At 72.6% G+C, this 19,776-nt stretch carries 16 protein-coding genes; 8 read left to right on the plus strand and 8 right to left on the minus strand.

What is annotated here, in order from left to right; translation table 11 throughout:
- The first annotated feature begins 168 nt into the window (after window positions 1–168).
- Window positions 169–1,026 carry a helix-turn-helix domain-containing protein gene (locus tag ACTOQ3_RS16710; protein ID WP_440084296.1) on the plus strand — a complete coding sequence of 286 codons (858 nt, stop codon included), beginning with the start codon at window positions 169–171 and terminating at the stop codon, window positions 1,024–1,026.
- On the plus strand, window positions 1,023–1,259 hold the full coding sequence (locus ACTOQ3_RS16715) for a DUF397 domain-containing protein (RefSeq protein ID WP_440084297.1): 237 nt from the start codon (window positions 1,023–1,025) through the stop codon (window positions 1,257–1,259). Before ACTOQ3_RS16710 ends, ACTOQ3_RS16715 begins: the two co-directional genes overlap by 4 nt.
- A 99-nt stretch (window positions 1,260–1,358) precedes the next feature.
- Here ACTOQ3_RS16715 and ACTOQ3_RS16720 read toward each other — a convergent pair whose 3' ends face one another.
- Window positions 1,359–2,327 (minus strand): hypothetical protein, encoded by a 969-nt coding sequence (locus ACTOQ3_RS16720; RefSeq protein ID WP_440084298.1) that lies wholly within the window; start codon window positions 2,325–2,327, stop codon window positions 1,359–1,361.
- 247 nt (window positions 2,328–2,574) lie between these two features.
- On the opposite strand from ACTOQ3_RS16720, the gene ACTOQ3_RS16725 reads away from it, so the two are divergent.
- Window positions 2,575–2,811 (plus strand): nucleoside triphosphate pyrophosphohydrolase, encoded by a 237-nt coding sequence (locus ACTOQ3_RS16725; protein WP_440084299.1) that lies wholly within the window; start codon window positions 2,575–2,577, stop codon window positions 2,809–2,811.
- A 43-nt stretch (window positions 2,812–2,854) separates the two neighbouring features.
- Here ACTOQ3_RS16725 and ACTOQ3_RS16730 read toward each other — a convergent pair whose 3' ends face one another.
- The 3 genes from ACTOQ3_RS16730 to ACTOQ3_RS16740 all read right to left on the minus strand — a co-directional run bounded on the left by ACTOQ3_RS16730 (window position 2,855) and on the right by ACTOQ3_RS16740 (window position 4,779).
- On the minus strand, window positions 2,855–3,922 hold the full coding sequence (locus ACTOQ3_RS16730) for an N-acetyltransferase family protein (RefSeq protein WP_440084300.1): 1,068 nt from the start codon (window positions 3,920–3,922) through the stop codon (window positions 2,855–2,857).
- 300 nt (window positions 3,923–4,222) lie between these two features.
- The gene (locus tag ACTOQ3_RS16735) at window positions 4,223–4,537 is read right to left on the minus strand and encodes a hypothetical protein (protein WP_440084301.1); all 315 of its coding nucleotides are present in this window, start codon (window positions 4,535–4,537) and stop codon (window positions 4,223–4,225) included.
- Window positions 4,528–4,779, minus strand: a complete 252-nt coding sequence (locus tag ACTOQ3_RS16740; protein WP_440084302.1) for a hypothetical protein — start codon at window positions 4,777–4,779, stop codon at window positions 4,528–4,530. The genes ACTOQ3_RS16735 and ACTOQ3_RS16740 overlap by 10 nt, the downstream gene beginning before the upstream one ends.
- Here ACTOQ3_RS16740 and ACTOQ3_RS16745 point away from each other — a divergent pair.
- On the plus strand, window positions 4,778–5,752 hold the full coding sequence (locus ACTOQ3_RS16745; protein ID WP_440084303.1) for a GNAT family N-acetyltransferase: 975 nt from the start codon (window positions 4,778–4,780) through the stop codon (window positions 5,750–5,752). The two genes, ACTOQ3_RS16740 and ACTOQ3_RS16745, sit on opposite strands and share 2 nt — an antisense overlap.
- A gap of 117 nt (window positions 5,753–5,869) precedes the next feature.
- Here ACTOQ3_RS16745 and ACTOQ3_RS16750 read toward each other — a convergent pair whose 3' ends face one another.
- A complete protein-coding gene (locus ACTOQ3_RS16750; RefSeq protein ID WP_440084304.1) occupies window positions 5,870–7,915 on the minus strand; it encodes a hypothetical protein in 2,046 nt (681 codons plus the stop codon).
- 311 nt (window positions 7,916–8,226) lie between these two features.
- On the opposite strand from ACTOQ3_RS16750, the gene ACTOQ3_RS16755 reads away from it, so the two are divergent.
- The 4 genes from ACTOQ3_RS16755 (at window position 8,227) to ACTOQ3_RS16770 (ending at window position 13,082) form a co-directional block, all read left to right on the plus strand.
- Window positions 8,227–8,715, plus strand: a complete 489-nt coding sequence (locus ACTOQ3_RS16755; RefSeq protein ID WP_440084305.1) for a cupin domain-containing protein — start codon at window positions 8,227–8,229, stop codon at window positions 8,713–8,715.
- A 4-nt stretch (window positions 8,716–8,719) separates the two neighbouring features.
- Entirely contained in the window at window positions 8,720–9,403 is a 684-nt protein-coding gene (locus tag ACTOQ3_RS16760; RefSeq protein WP_440084306.1) for an ArsR/SmtB family transcription factor, read from the plus strand.
- Window positions 9,404–9,621: 218 nt separating this feature from the next.
- Window positions 9,622–12,192 carry a DUF7824 domain-containing protein gene (locus ACTOQ3_RS16765; RefSeq protein WP_440084307.1) on the plus strand — a complete coding sequence of 857 codons (2,571 nt, stop codon included), beginning with the start codon at window positions 9,622–9,624 and terminating at the stop codon, window positions 12,190–12,192.
- Between the two features lie 2 nt (window positions 12,193–12,194).
- Window positions 12,195–13,082, plus strand: coding sequence for a hypothetical protein (locus ACTOQ3_RS16770; RefSeq protein WP_440084308.1), 888 nt, complete (start codon window positions 12,195–12,197; stop codon window positions 13,080–13,082).
- 139 nt (window positions 13,083–13,221) lie between these two features.
- On the opposite strand, the gene ACTOQ3_RS16775 is transcribed toward ACTOQ3_RS16770, so the two are convergent.
- The 3 genes from ACTOQ3_RS16775 to ACTOQ3_RS16785 form a co-directional block, all read right to left on the minus strand.
- The gene (locus ACTOQ3_RS16775; RefSeq protein WP_440084309.1) at window positions 13,222–15,315 is read right to left on the minus strand and encodes an SDR family NAD(P)-dependent oxidoreductase; all 2,094 of its coding nucleotides are present in this window, start codon (window positions 15,313–15,315) and stop codon (window positions 13,222–13,224) included.
- Window positions 15,316–15,405: 90 nt separating this feature from the next.
- The gene (locus ACTOQ3_RS16780) at window positions 15,406–16,140 is read right to left on the minus strand and encodes a TetR/AcrR family transcriptional regulator (protein WP_440084310.1); all 735 of its coding nucleotides are present in this window, start codon (window positions 16,138–16,140) and stop codon (window positions 15,406–15,408) included.
- A 171-nt stretch (window positions 16,141–16,311) separates the two neighbouring features.
- Entirely contained in the window at window positions 16,312–19,767 is a 3,456-nt protein-coding gene (locus tag ACTOQ3_RS16785) for a BTAD domain-containing putative transcriptional regulator (protein WP_440084311.1), read from the minus strand.
- Window positions 19,768–19,776: the final 9 nt, after the last annotated feature.

The raw sequence follows: 19,776 nt of genomic DNA on the forward strand, positions 1-19,776 counted from the left end.
CACGCCTTTCTGTGACTGTTTAAACACTCACCGCTGTCACGCCTCGATAATGCAGCGAAGGCCACCCTTCAGGCAAGTCATTCCTATAAGAAAGTCTTTCCTCCAGGGAGGATGGCATTTCCTTGCCCCGTCCTGAGCACTACGCTCCCCACGAGGAAGGAGGTGACCATGCCCGTCGAACCCACGCCGCGACGCCGACGCCTGGGCGCGGAACTCAGACGCATCCGTGAGGCCCTCGGCTGGACCCAGGAGGAGGCGGCAGGCCACCTCGGCTACCAGTCCCTCTCGACGGTCAGCAAGATCGAAAACGGACTGCAGGGGCTCAGGATCCAGCAGCTTCCGCACTTCTTCGAGGTCTTCGGCATCACCGACACCGCTCTGAAAGAAGAACTTCGCGACCTCGTACGCAGAGCCGGTGAAGCCGACTGGTGGCAGCGCTACGAAGGCGTGGTCGACGACCCGCTCGGCGACTATCTCTCCCAGGTGGAGAGCGCCGACGCCCTGTTCGTCTTCAACCCCCTCGCCGTCCACGGCCTTCTCCAGACCCCGGACTACGCCCGCGCGGTGACCGAGGGCAGCAGAGTCTGGAAGACGCCGGAGGACATTGACCGCTTTGTGGCACTGCGGCTGGAGCATCAGCGCACCATGCTGGAGCGCCGACCTCCACTGAAGATCTGGGTCGTGCTTCCAGAGGGCCTGCTGCGTCAGGAAGTCGGCGGACGGGCCTGCATGCGTGCCCAGATCGAGCACCTGACACATCTCGCCCGCACCAACCCCGCCGTCACGATCCAGGTCCTGCCGTTCTCCGCCGGAGCCCACGCGGGAATGGACGGCCCGTTCATGCTCATGTCGTTTCCCACTGGTCGCGACCTTGTGTGCATCGAGTCCCTGCGCGCCTCCCTGCACCTGAACGACCCCGAGACCGTCGAGCTCTACCGCACCACCAGCGACCTGCTGAAGTCCGACGCACTCTCCCCGAAGGCATCGATACCGCTCCTCACCGCGATCGCCAAGGACCCCTCATGAACAAGACCACCCTCGACCCCGACTGGATCGAAACCCAGCTTCGCGACGTCTGCTGGCACACCAGCAGCCTTAGCAGTGGCGGCACCAACTGCGTCCAAATCGCCTTCCTGGACCAGGGCATCGTGGCCCTGCGCGACTCCAAGAACCCGGAGAAAGCTCCGCACCTGTTCACCGACGCCGAGTACGACGCCTTCACCGGAGGCATCGAACGCGGGGAACTCCGACGTCCTTGAACGTGACCGGTCGTTGCCCGTGATCCGGCGTTCTAACCGCGAGAAGGGCTCCAGCCGGAGAAGCCCTCGACGGCCGGCCCCTCACCGTGGACGGGCGTGTCAGAGAAGGTCGCGTACGTGTTGGATGAACGTGAACCACTGGCCCGGCCGGGTTCCTTTGTACCCGTTGTGCTCCAAGGCCAACTTCAGGGTCTTCTTGAGTGGGTGCGGTGACCGCATGATGGCTTCGTTTCGCTGAGCCAGCCTGGTCATTTCCGCTGGAGCAGGTGGCCGGTTGCTCTTCTGGCCGTTGCACCACGCGTGTGTGGGGGCCAGGTTCCAGACCGCGTCCAGGTCCGGTGCCGCGCCCCCGCCTCCGGGGCGGAGAAGCCTCATGAACGAGTAAGGGAACACGTGGTCGACGGCGATGACGTCGATGCCCGGGGTGATGGGTTCCGCGCAGATCATGCAGAGACCCTGCTGGAAGCCGATGACCGCGTCCGTGACGCCGGTGACCGATCGGCGGCGCCGCCTGTCGGTGATCTGCAGGGTGGTCATGTCCACGGCGACACCCTCATCGATCAGGCTGCGGCCGATCCCGGCGGCGAAGGACGTCTCCACGATGCTCCAGCGGGCTGACAGCTCGCCCCGCAGGGTCGGAGCCTGCTCTGACCGGGCGATATCGCTGAGTTCCTTGCTCAGCCGGACGACCTGTTCGTGGGAACGGCCCGTCACCTCGTAGAAGCGGTGCGGCACCTCCGCTCCTTCGCCACGCAGGTTGTGGAACTTCCGCATCACCATCCTGGGCATGGAGTCGACAGCCGCCGCCAGTAGTTCTTCGGTGGGGCTCCCGAGCCTGAGTGACTCCGCGGCCTCTCGCTCGGCCACCGAGAGGAAGTCCTTCTCTCCCCGTTCGCCCTTCTGGGATACCTGTGGCGCCTGGCCGAGATGCCGTACCAGCCCCATCGCGTACGGCGCCGCCAGATCCCGGAGCAGGAGCTCCGACCGGCCTTCGGCTGCGGCGTCCAGGAGGGCGGCACCGAGGGCGAACTTGTAGGTACGGCTGTTCGCCCCTATCAGCACGGCCATGCGCCACGAGGAGCGTGGGCTCCGCTCCCAGTGAGAGAAATCCATCCGCCGCCGCCCTTGGTGTGTATTTGCCGAAATACAGGCTATTTTCACCGCTCGTGTAGGGAAGCGCGCACGGAGGAGGAGGCCGGTAGTCTCTGGGCTTTCCGAAGGAAGCCGTACGTGCGCGAAGGGGCGGTCTGAGGTGGGGAAACTCGTGCGGGACAGGATTCCGGAGATCATTCGTGAGGGTGGCGGGGAACCGGCGGTGACCGTTCTCGGGGACGCCGAGTATCGCGAGGCTCTGCTGGAGAAGCTGTTCGAGGAGGCGGCGGAACTGCGCGAGGCTCCGGCGGCCGGGGTGGCGGAGGAGATCGCCGACGTGCTCGAAGTGCTACGGGCCGTCGCCCATGTCCACGGATACGAGTGGTGGGACATCGAGAAGGTCGCGGAGGTCAAACGCGCCGAGCGGGGTGCGTTCTCCGGGCGGATCCACCTCGGGTGAAGGGTGAGCCGGGGGCGGGAAACGGGGCGCCGGGGCTGGGCTGTCACCTGCCCGGCGGGGTGGTTCGCAACACGTAGTGGGCGTCGGGGAGGTTCTCCTCGTTGTCGCCGCCGTCTCCCAGCGCCACCAGGGCGAAGCCGTGCCGTTCGTAGAAGCGGCGGGCGCCGGTGTTCTGCTGGAACACGTGCAGGTCGAGCGGGCCGGGCCGTACCTTCCTGGTCTGGGCGAGCAGGGCCGAGCCGATGCCGTGGCCCTGGGCCTCCGGCGCGACGTACAGGTGTTCCAGCCACCGGTCGTCCAGTGCGGCGAACCCGGCGACCTGGCCGTGTCGTTCGGCCACCCATGTCTCGTGGTGGGCGACCACGACTCCGGCGATCCAGGCCCTGGTCTCCCTGTCGGTGTGCAGGCGCGGCAGGTAGGTCATCTGACCACGCGCGGCCAGGAAGACGTCCGCGATCCGCTCCACGTCGCCGTGCCATGCCCGGCGTACGAGGGGCAGCGCGTCGTGTGCCATGAGTTCGGCCATCTTGTGCAGCCGAAGGAAACAGGGGAACGCCTCGGAGACGGGCGAACGGTGATCGAACCGTACGGCACGCAGGTCGGCCAGGCAGGACCGCAGGATGTCCCGATGGCCGGGATGCAGGGCTCCGCGCCGGCGCAGGTAGGTCTGTACACAGTCCGCGACGGTCGAGCCCAGCGTGACCAGGGATGGTACCTCCGGAAAGGGCAGCCGCTGGTGCTGGGTCCACAGGGTCTGGACCGTTCGGTGCATGGCCTCGTGTGCGTCAGGGCCCGGCCAGCGCCAGCCGTGCCGGTATCGGTACTCGCCGGCGGACAGTGTGCGGCGATCGCGTTTCTCGCTCGTACGGCGCAGCGCGAACGCCGCCATCTCCGCCAGCCGGGCTTTCCGGCTGGTCTCCAGGATGTCCAGCGCGCGGAGCAGGGCGGTCTCGTCCTTCCGTAACCGTCCGGCGCGGCTGTTGAGGTAGTCCCAGGTCGCGTTGTATCCAACGGGCATGTATCGCTCGACCGCGCATCTGAGGGAGACGTAGCGCAGGCCGTACGGCAGATCCTGGTTCCGGACCTGGCGCGCGTAGGTACCGAAGCTCATGATGCCGCTCGGACGACTTCGCGGGCGTTCACCTTCTCGAACATCGTCATACAGTGACATGTTTGGATATGAACGAACCATCGGATATCGCGGCACCCTTTGATGTCAGCCCAGGCCGAGCGGCTGGCGTGGCCGTAGGGCGCGGGCGCGCAGCGCGGCCTCGTCGGGTGGCCGGTGCGGCAGCGGGAAGGCGCCGAGTACGGGGACGATGGGCTCACGCGGCTGTGCGGCGGTGGCCCGGCATGGTTCGGCTCTGCTGGTCGCGCGGCCGGGTCCGGGTCTCCAGGCGTTGGCCCACGGTCAGCCGGTGGCGATCGCGTCGAAGCGTGACGCGTCGGTGGCGTGTCCCCAGCGGCGGCACTCCCAGGCCAGGCGCCGGGCGCGGAGTCGTAGCGCGATGGGGGCGCGGTCGGCGGAACGTGGGTGGCCTGCCGATCGAACTCCCCTCCCGAGCGGGGCGTCGGCGCGCAGGACCTCCTCGGCGGACGAGGGGTCACCGGTCAACACCCGAAGGAGAGCGCGGCGCACGTAGCCGAAGTCGTCGTCGGGACAGCGCGCGATGTGCTCCTCGGTCGCCGCGCGCGCGTCGTCCAGCCGACCCTGCGTCAGAAGCAACTCGACGCGCAGGGCGGCGGGAGGAGGCCGAGCAACCGCCGGTCAACGCTCCAGCCGGTCTCGTCACGCACGGTGTCCTCGATCCGCTCACCCAGCACCTCGCGCAGCGAAACCTCCAGCCAGTCGTGGTACCACGCGCCGAACGACTCGGCCTGCGGGGCGAGCGCCTCGCCGGCGCATGTCCAGTCGCCCCAAAAATGGGTGGCCGGCGAGAGCGGCGTGCTTCTACGCTCGACAACCATGACCTTCGAGTGGGCTCCGCTGACCAAGGACGACGTCGGGGCGTGGGCGGAGCTGCTGGTGGCGATCGGCGAGGTGGACCAGGTCGGGGGGAGGGAGACCGCGGACGCCCTCGCCGAGGATCTCGCCAACCCGCTGCTCGACCCCGTCGAGGGCACGCTGGGGGCGTGGGAGTCCGGCCGGCTGGTCGCGTACGGGATGACCATGTCCCGGTCCGCGGCCGAGCCGATCCATCAGATGAGCCTGTGGGGTGGGGTGCACCCGGAGTACCGGCGCAGGGGGCTGGGGGGCCGTCTGCTGGAGTGGGCGATCGGCAACACCCCCGTGCTGCACGAGCGCCGCTTTCCCGGGCAGCCGCTCGAACTCCACATCGAGGTGGACAGCCGCAACGAGGGCCTGCGGGCGCTGGTCGCCAGGGCGGGGATGAAGCCGGTCCGGTGGTTCTACGAGATGAACCTCGACCTGGGCGCCGAACTGCCGGAGGTCTCGCCGCCGGAGGGGGTGGAGGTCATCACCTACCGGGACGATCTGGAGGATGCCGCCAGAGAGGTGCGCAACCGCTCGTTCGTCGACCACTGGGGGAGTGTCCAGCACACCCCGGAGTCCTGGCGGAGCACCATCGTCGGGGTGCGGGCGTTCCGGCCGGAGGGGTCCTTCGTCGCGCTGGACGCGTCGGGGGAGTGCGTGGGCATCCTGCTCACCCACTACTTCGAGGCCGACACCGCGGCGACCGGGGTCCGTGAGGCGTGGATCCAGATCATCGGCACCCTGCGCGAGTGGCGGGGGCGCGGGGTGGCGAGCGCGCTGCTCGCGCACGCGCTGGGCGAGTTCCGCGCGCAGGGGTACGACACGGCGGGGCTGGAGGTGGACGCGGACAACCCGACCGGGGCCCTCGGCCTCTACACCCGTGCCGGGTTCGAGATCGCGCGCCGTGCGGCCTACCACGGGCTCCCGCTGGTTCCCTCGACGGCGTGACGACCGCCGTCGAGGAACGTCCGGTGGACCGGTGGCGTCCGGTGGACCGGTGGCCAGGTGGATCGGGGACGCCGGGGGCCGAACGTCCCGGCGGACGGTGGCGCCGGCGAGGCCGCGTCAGTGCCTGCGCTTCCTGCCGCGGCCACTGGGGCGGCCGCGCGAGCCCGGTGCCGGGCCGGGCACGAGGCGGAGCCGGGCGCTCCTGGCAAGCATCGGCTCGTACACCAGCACGCGCAGTTCCTCCAGGGCCGCTCTCGCGGGATGCCCCGAGTCCAGCACCTCCGCGACGAACTCGGACGCGTTCCTGCCCGCCGACTCGCGGAGCTGCTCCACGACGGCCTCGGGACCGCCCAGCTCCAGCAGAATGATCAAACTCTCGGCGAGGAGCAGCGGGTGCTCGTCGGCGGTGAGATCCTCGGGGCTCAGCTCTCCCGCCTCCAGGAGTGCGGTCAGGACGAGGGGTCCCAGCGCCGAGTCGCGCCGGAGCCTCGCCTGCGTCGACCGGCCGTCGGGGAGCGCCTCCACCAGGGTGGAGAGCATGGCGGAGGCGCGGGTACGGAAGGGGCAGGCGCGTACGGCCTCCAGAAGCGGCTCGACGTCACCTCCGTGCGCCGCCAGCCAGCCCTCGAGCTCTGCCGTGGCCGTCTCCCGGGTGTAGTGCTGGGCGAGCACCCCCAGCAGTTCGCCCGGCTCGGCGTCCGCCAGCTCCCCGAGCAGCGGGGCGTCCCGCCCGTCGGCGAGCAGCCGCTCCCGTACGGCTCGGATGCCCAGGGGCGTCAGCCGTACCAGCGGGCCCGGCTCCGCCAGGCGCGACAGGAGCCGGGCGCACGCCTCGGGCGGCAGCGGCAGGTCGTCCTCGGTGAGCTCGCCGATCCCCTCGACGATGCCGGGACGCAGGTCGCTGGAGTACAGCTCGTCGGCCATGCCGTGGCTCGTCTCGACGGCACCGAGGCGGGAGAGGGCGTCGAGCACCGCGAGCAGGTCCTTGTCGACCTGACGGCGCCAGACGTCCTGACGGACACCGTTCTCCTCGGGGTCGAGGAGGAAGTACGCCTGGCAGGCCAGCCATACGGTCTCCTGCAGCCGGGCCACGGGGATCGGGGCCGGCAGGCTGTACATCGTGTTCAGCACGTCGGGCAGCAGCTCGTCGAACGCCGTGACGAACATCGAGGGGCGAGACCACCCGGAGGTGGGCGCGCAGATCGCGGCGCCCAGCTCGAAGGCCGCCTCGAACGCGCGCCCCCACAGCTTCTCGGGGTCGCGCAGGAGCGGGGCGGCCTTGGCCACCGGGACCAGGCGCTCCTTGCGCACCCGCACCAGGCCCGCCTTCTTCGCCCACGCGAGCAGGAGGCTCACCCGGGGCAGCTCGGCGGAGCCGCGCACCCGAAGGTCCCGCTCCCCGGTGCCCAGCAGCTCCGCCAGCTCGCGGGCGTCGGCCGGCCGCAGGTTTCCGGTCTTGGTGAGGGGCCGCCCGTCCGTCCCTACCCAGCCGGGCAGGGCGGCCAGCTGCCGTACGATCTCGCTCCGGGCGGCCTCGGCGGCGAGTTCGGCGGCGGGAGGGAGGGCGACGGGACACTGGGGGAAGGCTCGCTCGTCGTCGGGTCCCTCACCGGCGAACTCGGCCTCGAGAAGCCTGTCGAGCACGTCGGCGTCGAACCGTATCCGGCCCGCGTCGACATCGCGCCGGAATCCGGCCACGGCCCTTTCGTCGTCGAGGACGACGCCGTTGTCGAGGGCGGTCTGCGTCCAGAACTTCCCGACGCCCTGCCGGGCCGGGTCGGCCAGCGCCGCCGGATACTCCGCCGCGGCCTCGGCCACGGCCGCCTCCAGCTCCGCGAGGGAGGCGCCCCGAGGGTCGCGCAGGCCGGACGCGGTGAGGTAGCGCAGGAGCGTCAGCAGGCTTTCCGGCGCGGTGTCGAGGACCTCCCGCTCGGCCACGAGGTGCCGGGGAATCCATTCCAGGAGGAAACGCCGCACCTGTCGCGCGTCCCAGCAGGCCAGCCGCCCGTCACGGCTGTGGTGCCGCGCGTTCAGAGCCGCCGCCAGCATCGCCTCGTCGGCCCGCGTGCCGTGCTCGCCCGCCCAGGCGAGGCAGCGGCGAATCAGCAGGCCCTTCGCCGACTCGAACTTCTCGGTCTCCTCCGGATCGAAAAGCGTTCGCACCGTGAACCCCCACGCTCATATCGCCGGACCAGGTCGAACTGCTCTTTCCCGGCCGCTCTCGCCGTCCGTGTCATGTCCCGGCCGTCCCTTTCCGCAGGGACGGCGTGTGCGGGTCGGCGGCCAGGAGCTCGTTGAGGACGGGCTCCTCCTCGACACGCACGGATCCATCGTGACAGCAGCGCCGTCGGCGCGGGGGCTGACCGAGCCCGTAGGGGCGTCACGAATCCCGTCGCTCGCGCCCTATCTTTCGCACCTTCACCTCTGTGTTCTATAGTTCTTTGGAATATTGGCTCAAAGGGATGGAGCGTGCGATGTCGTACCCGGAGGCGCTTTACCTGGGCGAGGCGGGCGAGAGCAGCGGGAGCTTCCGGCCGGCGAGCGCGGGTCCGGATCTGACGATCGGCGGGACGGCGGTGCACTATCTGGGCACCGGTGCCTCGACGGGCGGGCAGTTCGGCCTGTACCGCTGGGAGATGGGGCCGAAGCCGTCCGGTCCGGCGCCCCATTTCCACCGGACGATCTCCGAGTCCTTCTTCGTCCTGTCCGGGACGGTGCGGCTGTTCGACGGGCGGAGCCAGATCGACGCGACGGAGGGTGACTTCCTGCACGTCCCGGCGGGCGGGGTGCACAGCTTCCGCAACGAGTCAGGCGAGCCGGCCTCGATGCTCCTGCTCTTCGCCCCCGGGGCACCGCGCGAGGCGTACTTCGAGGAACTCGGCGCGATCGTGGCCGAGGGACGTCGGCTCAGCGACGCGGAGTGGACGGATCTCTACCTCCGCCACGACCAGTACATGGTCTGACGTCATGGCGGAGTTTCGCGAGGAACCGATCTACCGGCAGCTGGCGCGGATCGGGAAGACGCTGGCCAGCCCGGTGCGGCTCAGGCTGCTCGACGTGCTCGACCAGCGGGAACGCACCGTCGAGCAGCTGTCCGAGGCGGCCGGCGTCCCGCTGAAGAACACCTCGGCCCAGCTGCAGCAGCTCCGCGCCGCCCACCTGGTGACGAGCCGCAGGGACGGTACGCGGATCTACTACCGGCTGGCCGACGAGCGGGTCTCCCGGTTCCTGGGCGAGCTGCAGGACTTCGCCGGGGAAAGGCTCGCCGACCTGCGGGAGGCGGTGTCCGAACACCTCGGCGACCTCGCGGCGCTGGAGCCGGTGACCGCCGGCGAGCTCGCGGCGCGTGTCGCCGACCCCGGATCCGGCATCGTGATCGTCGACGTCCGTCCCGCGGCCGACCACGCCCGCGGTCATGTGCCGGGGGCGCTGTCGGTGCCCCTGGCCGAGCTGCGCGATCGTCTCGACGAGCTCCCCCGGGACGCCGAGATCGTGGCCTACTGCGGCGGACCCTACTGCGCGGTCTCTCCGGAGGCCGTGCGGCTGCTGCGCGAGCGAGGTTTTCACGCGCGCCCGCTGGACGGCGGGCTCGTTCGCTGGCGGCGTACGGGCAACCGGCTGCAGGCCGGTTCCACCCCCGTGACCCTGTGACGAGTCGGTGGACCTGCGACAAGGCCACGGACTCGTCGCAGGTCCCGGCTCCGTGACGGGTCCGCGGCCGAATTGTCGGAGTGGATCACTACTGTTCGCGGCATGTCCACCCCCCACCCGCACGCTGCCTCGCCGGCCGGGACGAAGGTCCCCGTTCCCGGCGAACTCCCTCCCACCTCCCGCCGCGAAGAGCCCGGCCGCCGCGAAGAGGCCGGCGCATGACCGCCTGGGAGGAGATCCGCGGGCTCATCGACCGCCGGGACGCCGACGCCGTCGCGGCCCGGATCGCCGGGCTGGACGAGGAGGCGCGCAAGGAGGTCGCCGGCCGTCTTCCCGGACACCTGAAGACGCTGCGCGGCCGGCGCGAATCCTGGGAGGGGCTCGACGACCACGCCGAGGCGCTCCGCGCCGCCGGGGCCGGGGTCCTTCCCGGGGCGGCCGCCGTGGCGACCTGGCTGAACCGCCGGGACTTCACCTCCCGCTGGAGCCCGCCGTACGAGGACACCGAGCGGATCATGACGATTCTCGCGGCCCGGCCGGCGGAGTGGCGGGCCGACCTGGCGGGGCGGCTCGTGCTGAGGCTCCGGACATGGGAGGACCGCGGCCTGGAACTGGCGCTCGCCCTGCTCCGCGCGACCGGGACCGAGGTGCCGGACCACGACCCGGTGGTCGCCGGATGGGCGAGCGCGGCCGGCGCCCTGCCCGCTCCGCACGAGGATCCGCTCTTCGACGTCATGCTTCCCCGCCTCTTCGAGGCCCAGGGCGTGGGGCGGGTCCTGCAGTGGGAGAGCGATCCGGCCCGGTCGCTGCTGGGTGCCCTGCGCACCCTGGCCGCCCGGGACGTGACGAGACGGCGGGAGCTGCTCCAGGGATGCGTCAGGCGGTTCCTGCTGGGGGGTTCGGTGACGGAACTGCGGTTCTTCGTCCGCCTGCACGAGGCCCTGGAGCCCGCGCCGCACGAGATCGAGCCGCAGGCCCGTGACTACCTGCGGCTGCTGCCCGCGGCCCCCGGGCCGGTCGCCGAGCTGGCGCTGCGGCACCTGCGCGGGCTCGACGGGCTCGACCCCCTCGACCTGCTGGAGGGCTGGGAGTCGGTGCTCTTCCGGCCCGAGCGCAAGCTCGTCCGCGCCGGGCTCACCTGGCTGGACCAGCGGGTACGGCTCTCGCCCGGCCTCGCGACCTCGATCGCCGGACCGCTGGCGCTCGCGCTCGCCGCAGACTCCGCCGAGCTGCAGGAAAGGGCGCTGACGTTCGCGATCAAGCACGCGGACCTGATGGGCGACGAGGGCCGTGCCGTCATCCGCGGCGCGCTCGGCGCGCTCCCGCCCGACCTCGGACGGCGTGCCTTCGCGGTCTTCGGCGGCGAGGAGCCGGCCGGGACCGGACCGCGGGACGGGTTCGATCCGCCCGCGCTCCCTCGGCCCGACGCCCCGCGGCGGATGCCGGAACCGATCGGTTCCGTGGCCGAGATGGTGCCCCTGCTGGACGACTCCGGCGACTGGCAGGCGTGGGAGCGGCTGCTCGCCGGTTTCGTCATCCTCGTGCATCAGGATCGGGAGGGTACGGCCGCCGCGTTCAAGCCCAGCCTGATCGGAAGGTACGAGTACCTGTACGGAGAAAACGACTACTGGGACCGGGCCGAGCGCTGGAAGCGGGTCGACCACTGGCTGATCGGCGCCGTGTACTCCCTCATCGGCATCGCGCCGGAGCGGGGCATCTGGAAGACCAGGCTCCCCAGCACCCGGTATCTCTGCCCGCCGCACCTGCTCCTGCTGCACCGGGCCGCCGAGATCCAGAGGGCCGTGGAGGAGGACGTCGTCCCGCCCCTGCTGCTGGCCACCCCCACCCTCACGACCGGGCACGTGGAGGCGGCCGAGCTGGTGACGAGGCTGGAGGTCATCGAGGCCGCCGGGGCGAAGCCGCTCGCCGCGGACCTGCAGCAGGCGCTCCTGCGGCTGCCGAGAGAGCGGGACGGGGAGGCGGCCGAACGCGCCGGCCGGCTCTCCTCGGCGGCCGGTCGCCTGGTCGCCCGATGGCTGTCCGGCGCCCGGCTCGCCGACCCGGTGGTGGAGATGGGCTGGGCCCACTCGGAATACGGGCATGGGGAGGCGAAGCCCGTCCCGTCGCTGCGCGCGCCGGCCACCGGGCTGCCCCTCGTCGACCGGATGTTCGTCGACCCCCCGCGGTATGGCGACAGAGTCCAGCCGAGCTGGTGGCCGTCGATGTTCCCGTCCCACCGCGAGGTGGCCGCCGCCTACCTGTCACATTGGCTCCGGCACGACCAGTGGCACCACATGGCGGTACGACCGGGCCAGCTGCGCGAGCTCGCCCGGCTCGACGGGCCGCCGGGAGCCGCCGTGGCGCTCGTCCTCGCCCGCCTGCTGGGAAACCCGGACACGCCGGAGGCCGTCGACATCCTGCTGACGATGGCGGGTCGCGGTGACCTGCCGGCCGCCGAACTCGGCGGGCAGGCGGCGGCGCTGGTCGGATACGACCAGATCAAGCTCGTCCACCTGACGGCGGCCCTGGAGTCGGCGGCCCGCCAGGGCGCCCACGAGGAGGTGTGGACGGCGGTCGCCGCGGCGTTGCCGTCGCTCCTGCCCCGGGCCGGTGACCGGCCGCGCCACGGGCTGACCGGGTTCGTGGAGCTGGCCGCCACCACGGCGGCGTGGTGTCGCGCCCGCGGGGCGATCCCCGAGATCGAGGCCATGGCGGCGCGCAGGGGATCGAGCGGCCTGCTCCGTGAGGCGCGCCGCCTGCACGGGCTGTTGACGGCGAAGGAAGGCTGACCATGCGCTCGAAGTACGACGAGGAGCGCCGCCTGCGGCTGGCGATCGGCGACCTGGTCCGTGCCGCCGCGCCTCCCGGCTGGAGCGACGCCACGGTCCGTTGCGGCCAGGTCGGGGGATTCACCCGCGTCGTCGTGGACTGCGACGGGGCAGAGGTCGGCGTTCAGGGGCTGGAGGAGCAGGTCCGGCGACTCCGCGAGCTGGCCTATCGCGACGGCGAGGGCACGTGGTTCTCCTGCGAGCTGCGCTTCACGCCGGGGAGCAGGTCGTACCGGGGACACGTGGACGCCGAGGGGTTTCCCTTCCCCGACGGCACGGACATCCCCGACCTCGCGCCGCTGGAGGAACTGGCGGTGTTTCCCCGCGACACCGTTCCCGGCTGGCTGCGGGACGCCCTCCCGACCGAGGTCCCGACGGGGCTCCGCGAGCCCGAGGACTCCTGGCCTCACTTCGGCGATTCAGGCGTGCCACCGGATCCCGAGCCGGTCGTCTCCGGGGAGCCGGCCTACACGCCGATCGAGCACATGGTCGTCCGCGGTTCCGGATTCGGCGAGGAGCGCGAAGGGCCCACCGTCTTCCTGTACGGGGAGACCGGTGGCGGTGGTGACCACCTCCTCTTCCTCGGCGGAAAAGGTGGGGGAGAGCAGCCTTACTGGGTGGCCCGCGAGGGCATGCGGGGCACCGGGGGCGGCATCACCGCCTGCGTGCTCGACGACCGGCGCCTCGTCCTGCACCTCACCCCCAGGGCGGCGGACGACATGGAGACCGAGACCGTCCTCACCGTCGACCTGAACCTGACGCCCGCCGAGACGGAGCGGCTGCGGACCGTTCTCGGCGAGGTGTTCCACGGTGGATCGTCCGCCTGGATGCCCTCGCTCACCGGTTTCTGAGGTACCGGCCGGGCGCCTGTGCGGCGGAGCGGGCGGGGTGCTCCCGAACGTGCCCGTTCCGCCTTACCGGCCGGGTGGGGCGGCCGGTAAGGCGGAACGGGCGGGGTGTCCTCGAACGTGCCCGGCGGGCACCGGTCCTCTACCTCCGGTGCCTGCTCACCATCCCCGCCGCGAGGGGGGCGTTCGCGAAGTCGCCGGCCGCCACGCGGGCCGCGACGGTGCGGCGTACGAGGCGGTCGGCCAGGGAGGGGGCGTGCCTGCCGACCATCATCTCGACGCGCCCCCGGACGGTGGTCGCCACGTCGCGCGGGGCGCGGCGGGCGGTGACGGCGCGGACGATCGCGTCGACCACGCCCTCCACGGGTTCCGGCCTGGACACCGCGTCCAGGGACAGTCCCGCCTGCCGCGTACTGTCGTGGATCGGGCTGCGGACCATGCTCGGGTAGACCGTCGTCACGCCGACGTGCGTGCCGACCTCCAGCCGGAGCGCGTCGGCGTAGGCCGCGAGCGCGCGCTTGGAGACGCCGTACGCCGCCGCCAGCGGCAGTGGCAGGAGTGCCATCCGCGAGGCGATGAAGACCACCCGCCCGCGGGTGCGCACCAGGTGCGGCATGACCGTCGCCGTCACGCGCCAGGCGCCGAGGAGGTTCAGCCGCAGCTGCGCCTCGACCTCCTCGCCGGGAGCGAGCTCGGCCGGGGCGGGTCCGCCGCGCCCCGCGTTGTTGACCAGCAGGTCGATGCCGCCGAGCAGGGCCGCGGCCTCGGCCACCGCGGCGTCGACGGACTCCTGGGAGGTGATGTCGCACGCGATGATCGGGATGCCGGAGTCGTCGGGGCGGGCTGTGTCCACGATGTCCAGGCCGACCACGTGCGCGCCCCGGGCGGTGAACCGCGCGCTCATCGCCCTGCCGAAGGTGCCCGCCGCGCCGGTGACCAGGATCCGGCGCCCGGCCAGCGCGCGGGACGGGGCGGCGCGCAGCTCGCGGTCCATGACGCGGAGGTACTGGTCGACGTCGATCCGCATGTGGGGCCTGCGCCGCCCCCAGCGGCCGCGGGCGGCGTCGAGTTCGGCGAAGGCGATCCGCCGTGCGGTCCCGGGGTCGGGCAGCCGGTGGGTTCCCGCGCGTACGGCGGCCACGAGGCGGCTCTGCGCCTCGACGACGGGCAGCGCCGAGCCGGTCGACTGCATCAGCCCGACGTAGCTGATCGAGTCGTCGCCGATGGGAAAGACGTGGCGGTAGAGCAGCGCGCTCGCCGGGTCGGGCATCGTGGCGGCGTCCAGGAACGGTGTCACGGCCCGGTAGCCGGTGCACCAGACGATGTGGTCGACCTCGTCCACCTGGCCGTCGGCGAAATGGACCCGCGGGCCGTCCAGGCGCGCGACGCCCTGGCGGGCGAGCACCCTTCCCTCCGCGATCAGCCGGGGGACGGAGTCGCTCAGGGTGGGGTGGTCCTGGAGCACGCCCTCGCGGGGAGCGGGCAGGCGCGGCCCGGCGGGTCTCCTGTCGGCGACCCTGAGCACCGCCTGGGAGACCACCTGCCGCACCCGCCAGGGCAGCAGGGCCGCGAGGGCGCCGTTGAGCTGGTCGGAGGGGCGGCCCAGCAGCCGCTTGGGCAGCACCCAGACACCTCGCCTGGCCGACAGCAGCACGGCCGACGCGTGGCCGGCCAGCTCGGCGGCGATGTCCATCGCGGAGTTGCCGGTGCCCACGACGAGCACGCGCCTGCCGGCCAGTTCGGCGGGGGTGACGTAGTCGTGCGCGTGCGACTCGGTGCCGGTGAACGTCCCCGGGTACGGCGGCTCGGGGAGGCGGGGCTCGTGGTTGTGACCGTTGGCCACCACCAGGTGCTCCACCGTCTCGCGGTAGGGCCCCTCGGGGCCGGTCAGCTCCAGCTCCCAGCCGTCCCCGGTGCGCCGGGCCGATTCGAGCGTCGTGCCGAACCGGAAGTGCTCGCCGACCCCGAAGCGGTCGGCGTAGGAGCGCAGGTACTCGAGCATCTGGGCGCGGTCCGGGTAGTCGGGCCACTCGGCGGGCATCGGGAAGTCGGAGAACTCCGTGCGCGGCTTGCTCGTGTTGAGGCGAAGACCCTCGTAGGACGCGGTGTCGGCGTCCAGCCGCCACAGTCCGCCGAGGGAGGCGGCGCGCTCGACGCCGAGGACGGGCAGACCGGCCTCGACGAGGGCCTTGACCGCGGCTATGCCCGCCGCGCCGCCACCGACGACGGCGGTCACGCCACCACGACCCGGCGTTCCGCCGGCCGCTTCCCGGCCCGCTTCGCTTGCGCCCATCCGCTGCCTCCCATATTCCATCGGATGATGGAATTATCGGCCGTCGGAGGCGCCCGCGCCAGGGGCCGCGTGGAGCCGGTCGACGAAGCGGTGGGCGTAGGCGCGGAACTCACGCCTCTCGCGGTCCGCGGCCACCGCGTCGCCGCCGTGGGAGTTCAGGGCGCTCAGCGCGGTCACGTGGCCGTGGGCCGCCCAGACCAGGCTGCGCACGGTGACGTGCGGCGTCGGCTCGACGACGAGGCCGCGGGTGGCCGCCTCCAGCAGGGCGCGCTCGATCTCGCCGTAGATCGGCAGGGAGTACGCCTCGTCCAGGGACAGGTGGAGAGTGGGGTCCAGCCACCGCCGCAGCCACAGGAAGGTGGTCTGGGGATGCTCGTCGAGGAAGTCGACGAACGTGTCCACCAGGGCGTGCATCGCGCCCACGACGTCGCCAGGGGGGTCGGAGCGCACGGCGGCGAGGAAGGCGCGCACCGGCGGCGTGAGCGTCGCCTGCTCCAGCTCGAAGACGCGCGCGAAGCAGGCGTCGTACAGCGACGCCTTCGACGGGAAGTGGTGGTGCACGCTGGAGACGTCGATCCCGACCCGGGCGGCGATGTCGCGCATGGAGACACCGCCGGCCCCGTGCCGGGCGAAGAGGACCGTCGCCTCGGCGAGGATGCGGTCGGGCGTCGACGGCGCGGACGGCGCGGAACGGTCCCTGGGCGGGCGGCCCCTGCGGCGCGCCCGGGGCGCGGAGACGTCTTCCCCGCTCTCCTCGTTCTTCCTCATGCCGGACAGTCTGCCAGGATCGCCAGCCCTGACAATCCATCGGGAAATCGATTTACCTGGGCTGGGCGATCACAGGATCCGGGAGGACAGCGTGCTCCGGGGCGGCCCTCCCGAGTCCGGTGACCGCCGGTCCGGCGCGTCTCCCGCTCCCGGCCCGGTGGGGGCGCGTGTTCAGTCCGGCGCGGACGCGGCGGTGTCCGGTATGACGGCCGTGGACCTGATCTGATCGTGTGTGAGCGCGGTGCCGCTTTCGTGTTCGGCGGCGAAGCGCTCCTCGCCCAGCGCGTCACGGACCCGCGCGGTGATCCGGTCGATGTCGCCGCCCTCCACCCGGGTCAGGGGAACGGAGTTCGACGCGCGGGCCGCGGCGCCCGCGCCCAGGAGCCGGGCGGCGCGGTCGTGGTGTCCGGCGACGGCCAGGGCTCCGGCCAGGCCGTACACGGCGACCGTCATCTCCCGGGTCCCGCCGAGCCTGGCCGAGAGGTCCAGGGCCGAGAGGTGCAGGGTGAGGGCCGTCGCCGCGTCGCCGCGCTGCTCGGCGACGAAGCCGAGCTCGGCCACGATCATCGGCAGGTACGGCGGCGGCTCCTCGGCGCCGGGCGGGGTGCGGTCCAGCACGTCGCGCAGGTGGGTCTCCGCGATGTCGAGGCGGCCGGCCCTGCGCGCGGCGAAGGCCAGTCCCATCCGGGCGAAGACCTGCCCCGCCTGGTGGCCCTGCTCCACGTAGAGCCGCAGCGACCTCTCGCTCGACTCCGCCGCCCGCGCGTAGTCGCCGCGCTGCAGCGTGATCCAGCCCAGCCAGCCCAGCCGCCCGGCGAACTCCGTCCACAGCCCGAGTTCCTCGGCCAGGCGCATGCCGTCGCGCTGCAGCCGTTCGGCCCGGTCGAGGTCACCGGTCATCTCTGCCAGCGCGCCGAGCCAGCCGCCGGCCTCCAGCTGCCCCCAGCGCTCCCCGAGCTCGCCGAAGATCCGCGCGCTGCGCTCGCCGTCGCGCTCGAGCCCCTCCATGTCGCCGCGTACGTGCGCGAGCTTGGCCCGGAGCGCGAGGGCCGCGGCCGTTCCCCACCGGTCGCCGAGCGCCTCGAAGGAGGGGAGCGCCCGGTCCAGCAGGTCCGCGGCGGCGGACAGGTCGCCGAGGTCGAGCCCCGCGTAGGCGAGGATCCACCACGCCCTGGCACGCCCGCCGGGATCGTCCGCGTCCTCGTACGCCTCCAGGGCCGCCCGGCGGAGCTTCTCCCGGTCGGCGACCTCCACCTCACCCTGGAGGAACTCGACCGCGGTCTTCCAGGTGAGGGCCCTGGCCCGGAGCGCGGCGAACGAGCCGCCCCCGGAGCCGCCGGCGGTGTCCGGCTCAGGGTTCCCGGTCGTACCCGGTTCGCGGTCCCGGGGGACGGCGACCGGTGGTTCGCCGGCGACGGCCAGTGCCGCCGCCAGGGATCGGCGGGCCTCGGACAGCCGGCCGCGCAGGAACCAGTACCAGGCCATCGCGCCGGCGAGACGCAGCGCGCCGTCCGCGGCGCCGTTCCTGACGGCCGCGTTCAGCGCGGCGCGGAGGTTGGCGGCGTCGGCGTCGAGAAGCCGCAGCCAGCGCCGCTGGTCCGCCTCGTACAGGCGCGGCGCGGCTCGCTCGGCGAGGCCGGTGTAGTGGCGCAGGTGCCGCAGCCGCACCCGTTCGTACTCACCGGACCGCTGGAGACGCTCGACGCAGTACGCCGCCACCGATTCCAGCAACCGGTATCTCGGCCCGTCGGCACCGTCCACCATGACCACCAGCGACCGGTTCACCAGCCGCGCCACCAGGTCGAGCACGTCCGCGGCCGGAACGTCGTCCTGCGCGCAGACGGCCTCGGCGGCCTCCATGGTGCAGCCGTCGGCGTGCACGGCGAGGCGACGCAGGACGGCGCGCTCGGCGTCGGTCAGCAGATCCCAGCTCCAGTCGATCATCGCCGTCAGGGTCTGCTGGCGCGGCGGGACGCCCCGGTGCCCGGTGGCCAGCAGCCGGAACCGGTCGTCCAGGCGGGCGACGAGACCGTGCACCCCGAGGGCCGGCACCCTCGTCGCGGCCAGCTCCAGCGCCAGCGGGATGCCGTCCAGCCTGCGGCACAACGCCGCGACCGCCGGGGCGGTGTCCGCGTCGAGGGCGAATCCCCGGGCCCCCCGGGCCCCCCGGGTCGCTGCGGACGCGCGTGCCACGAACAGCCGTACGGAACCCGTCCGCTCCAGCGCGGGGATGTCGTCGGCGGTCCGGCCGGGGACCTCCAGTGGCGGGACGCTCCAGACCACCTCACCGGGCAGGGCGAGCGGCTCCTGGCTGGTCGCGAGGATCCGCAGCCCCGGGGCGGCGCGCAGCAGCAGCCCGGCCAGCTCGGCGACCGGCTCGACGACGTGCTCGCAGTTGTCCAGCACCAGCAGCAGCCGCCGGGGGCGCAGCGCCTCGGTGAGCCGGTCGGCGGCGGTCACCGGCCCCGCGGCGCCCGCGGTGTCCTGGACGTCCAGCACCGTCATGATCGTCTCGGCCAGCCGGTGGACCGCGTCCTCGTCGCCGGGGCGGTCGAGCGCGGCCAGCTCGACCAGCCAGACCCCGTCACGCACGCCGCCGGAGGGGACGTTGCCCGAGGAGGCGCCGCCCGAGGGGACACCGTCCGAGGAGGCGCCGGCGGAAGGGCGGGGGGCGGCGCCGGAGGGGGCCGCCTCCGGGCCGGTCAGGTGCCTGGCGACCTCGATCGCCAGGCGGGTCTTGCCCACGCCGCCGGGACCGGTGAGCGTCACCAGCCGCTCTGCCTCCACCAGGGCGCGGATCCCGGTGACGGCCTCCTCCCTGCCGATCAGGCTGGTGAGGGGCGCCGGGAGGTTGCCGCCGGGCCTGCCGGGGAGAACGCCGGGCGCGGCCAGCGCCGGATCCCGGGTGAGGACGGCCCGGTGCAGGGCGACCAGGTCGGTGCCCGGGTCCAGGCCCAGCTCGTCGGCGAGCAGCACGCGCAGTTCCTCGTAGCTGTCCAGCGCCTCGCTCTGCCGCCCGGACCGGTACAGGGCACGCATGTGGGCGGCGCGCAGCCGCTCCCTGAGGGGATGCGCCGCGAGCAGGTCGCCGAGTTCCCCGGCGAGCAGGACATGCTCGCCCAGCTCCAGCCGTACCTCCGCGCGGTCCTCCTGCGCGGTCAGCCGCCGCTCCTCCAGCCGCGCGATCGCGGGGCGCGCGAACGGCTCGTCACCGAAGTCGGCGAACGCGGGACCGCGCCACGACGCCAGCGCGTCGGCCAGCAGCGCGGCCCTGGCCGACGGGTCCCCGGCCAGGGCCGCCTCGTCGAGGAGGCGCAGGAAACCGGCGACGTCGGTGTCGGCCCTCATCACGTAGCCCGCGGGATGGCGGACGACCAGGTCCCGGCAGCCGGGTTCGGCGTCCTCCAGCACCCTGCGCAGCTGCGAGACCTTGGCCGACAGGGCGCCGGCCGGGTTGCCGGGCGGATCGTCGCCCCACAGGTCGTCGATCAGCCGGTCGGCGGGCACCGGACGCCCCTCGTGCACCAGGAGGTCGGCCAGCAGGGTGCGGACCTTCAGCCCGGGGATCGCCACCGGTTCGCCGGAGGTCGTCCACACGGCCAGTGGCCCAAGCACCCCGAAACGCATGAAGGCCAC

The sequence above is a fragment of the Streptosporangium sp. LJ11 genome, from assembly GCF_051918945.1.
GTDB lineage: Bacteria > Actinomycetota > Actinomycetes > Streptosporangiales > Streptosporangiaceae > Streptosporangium.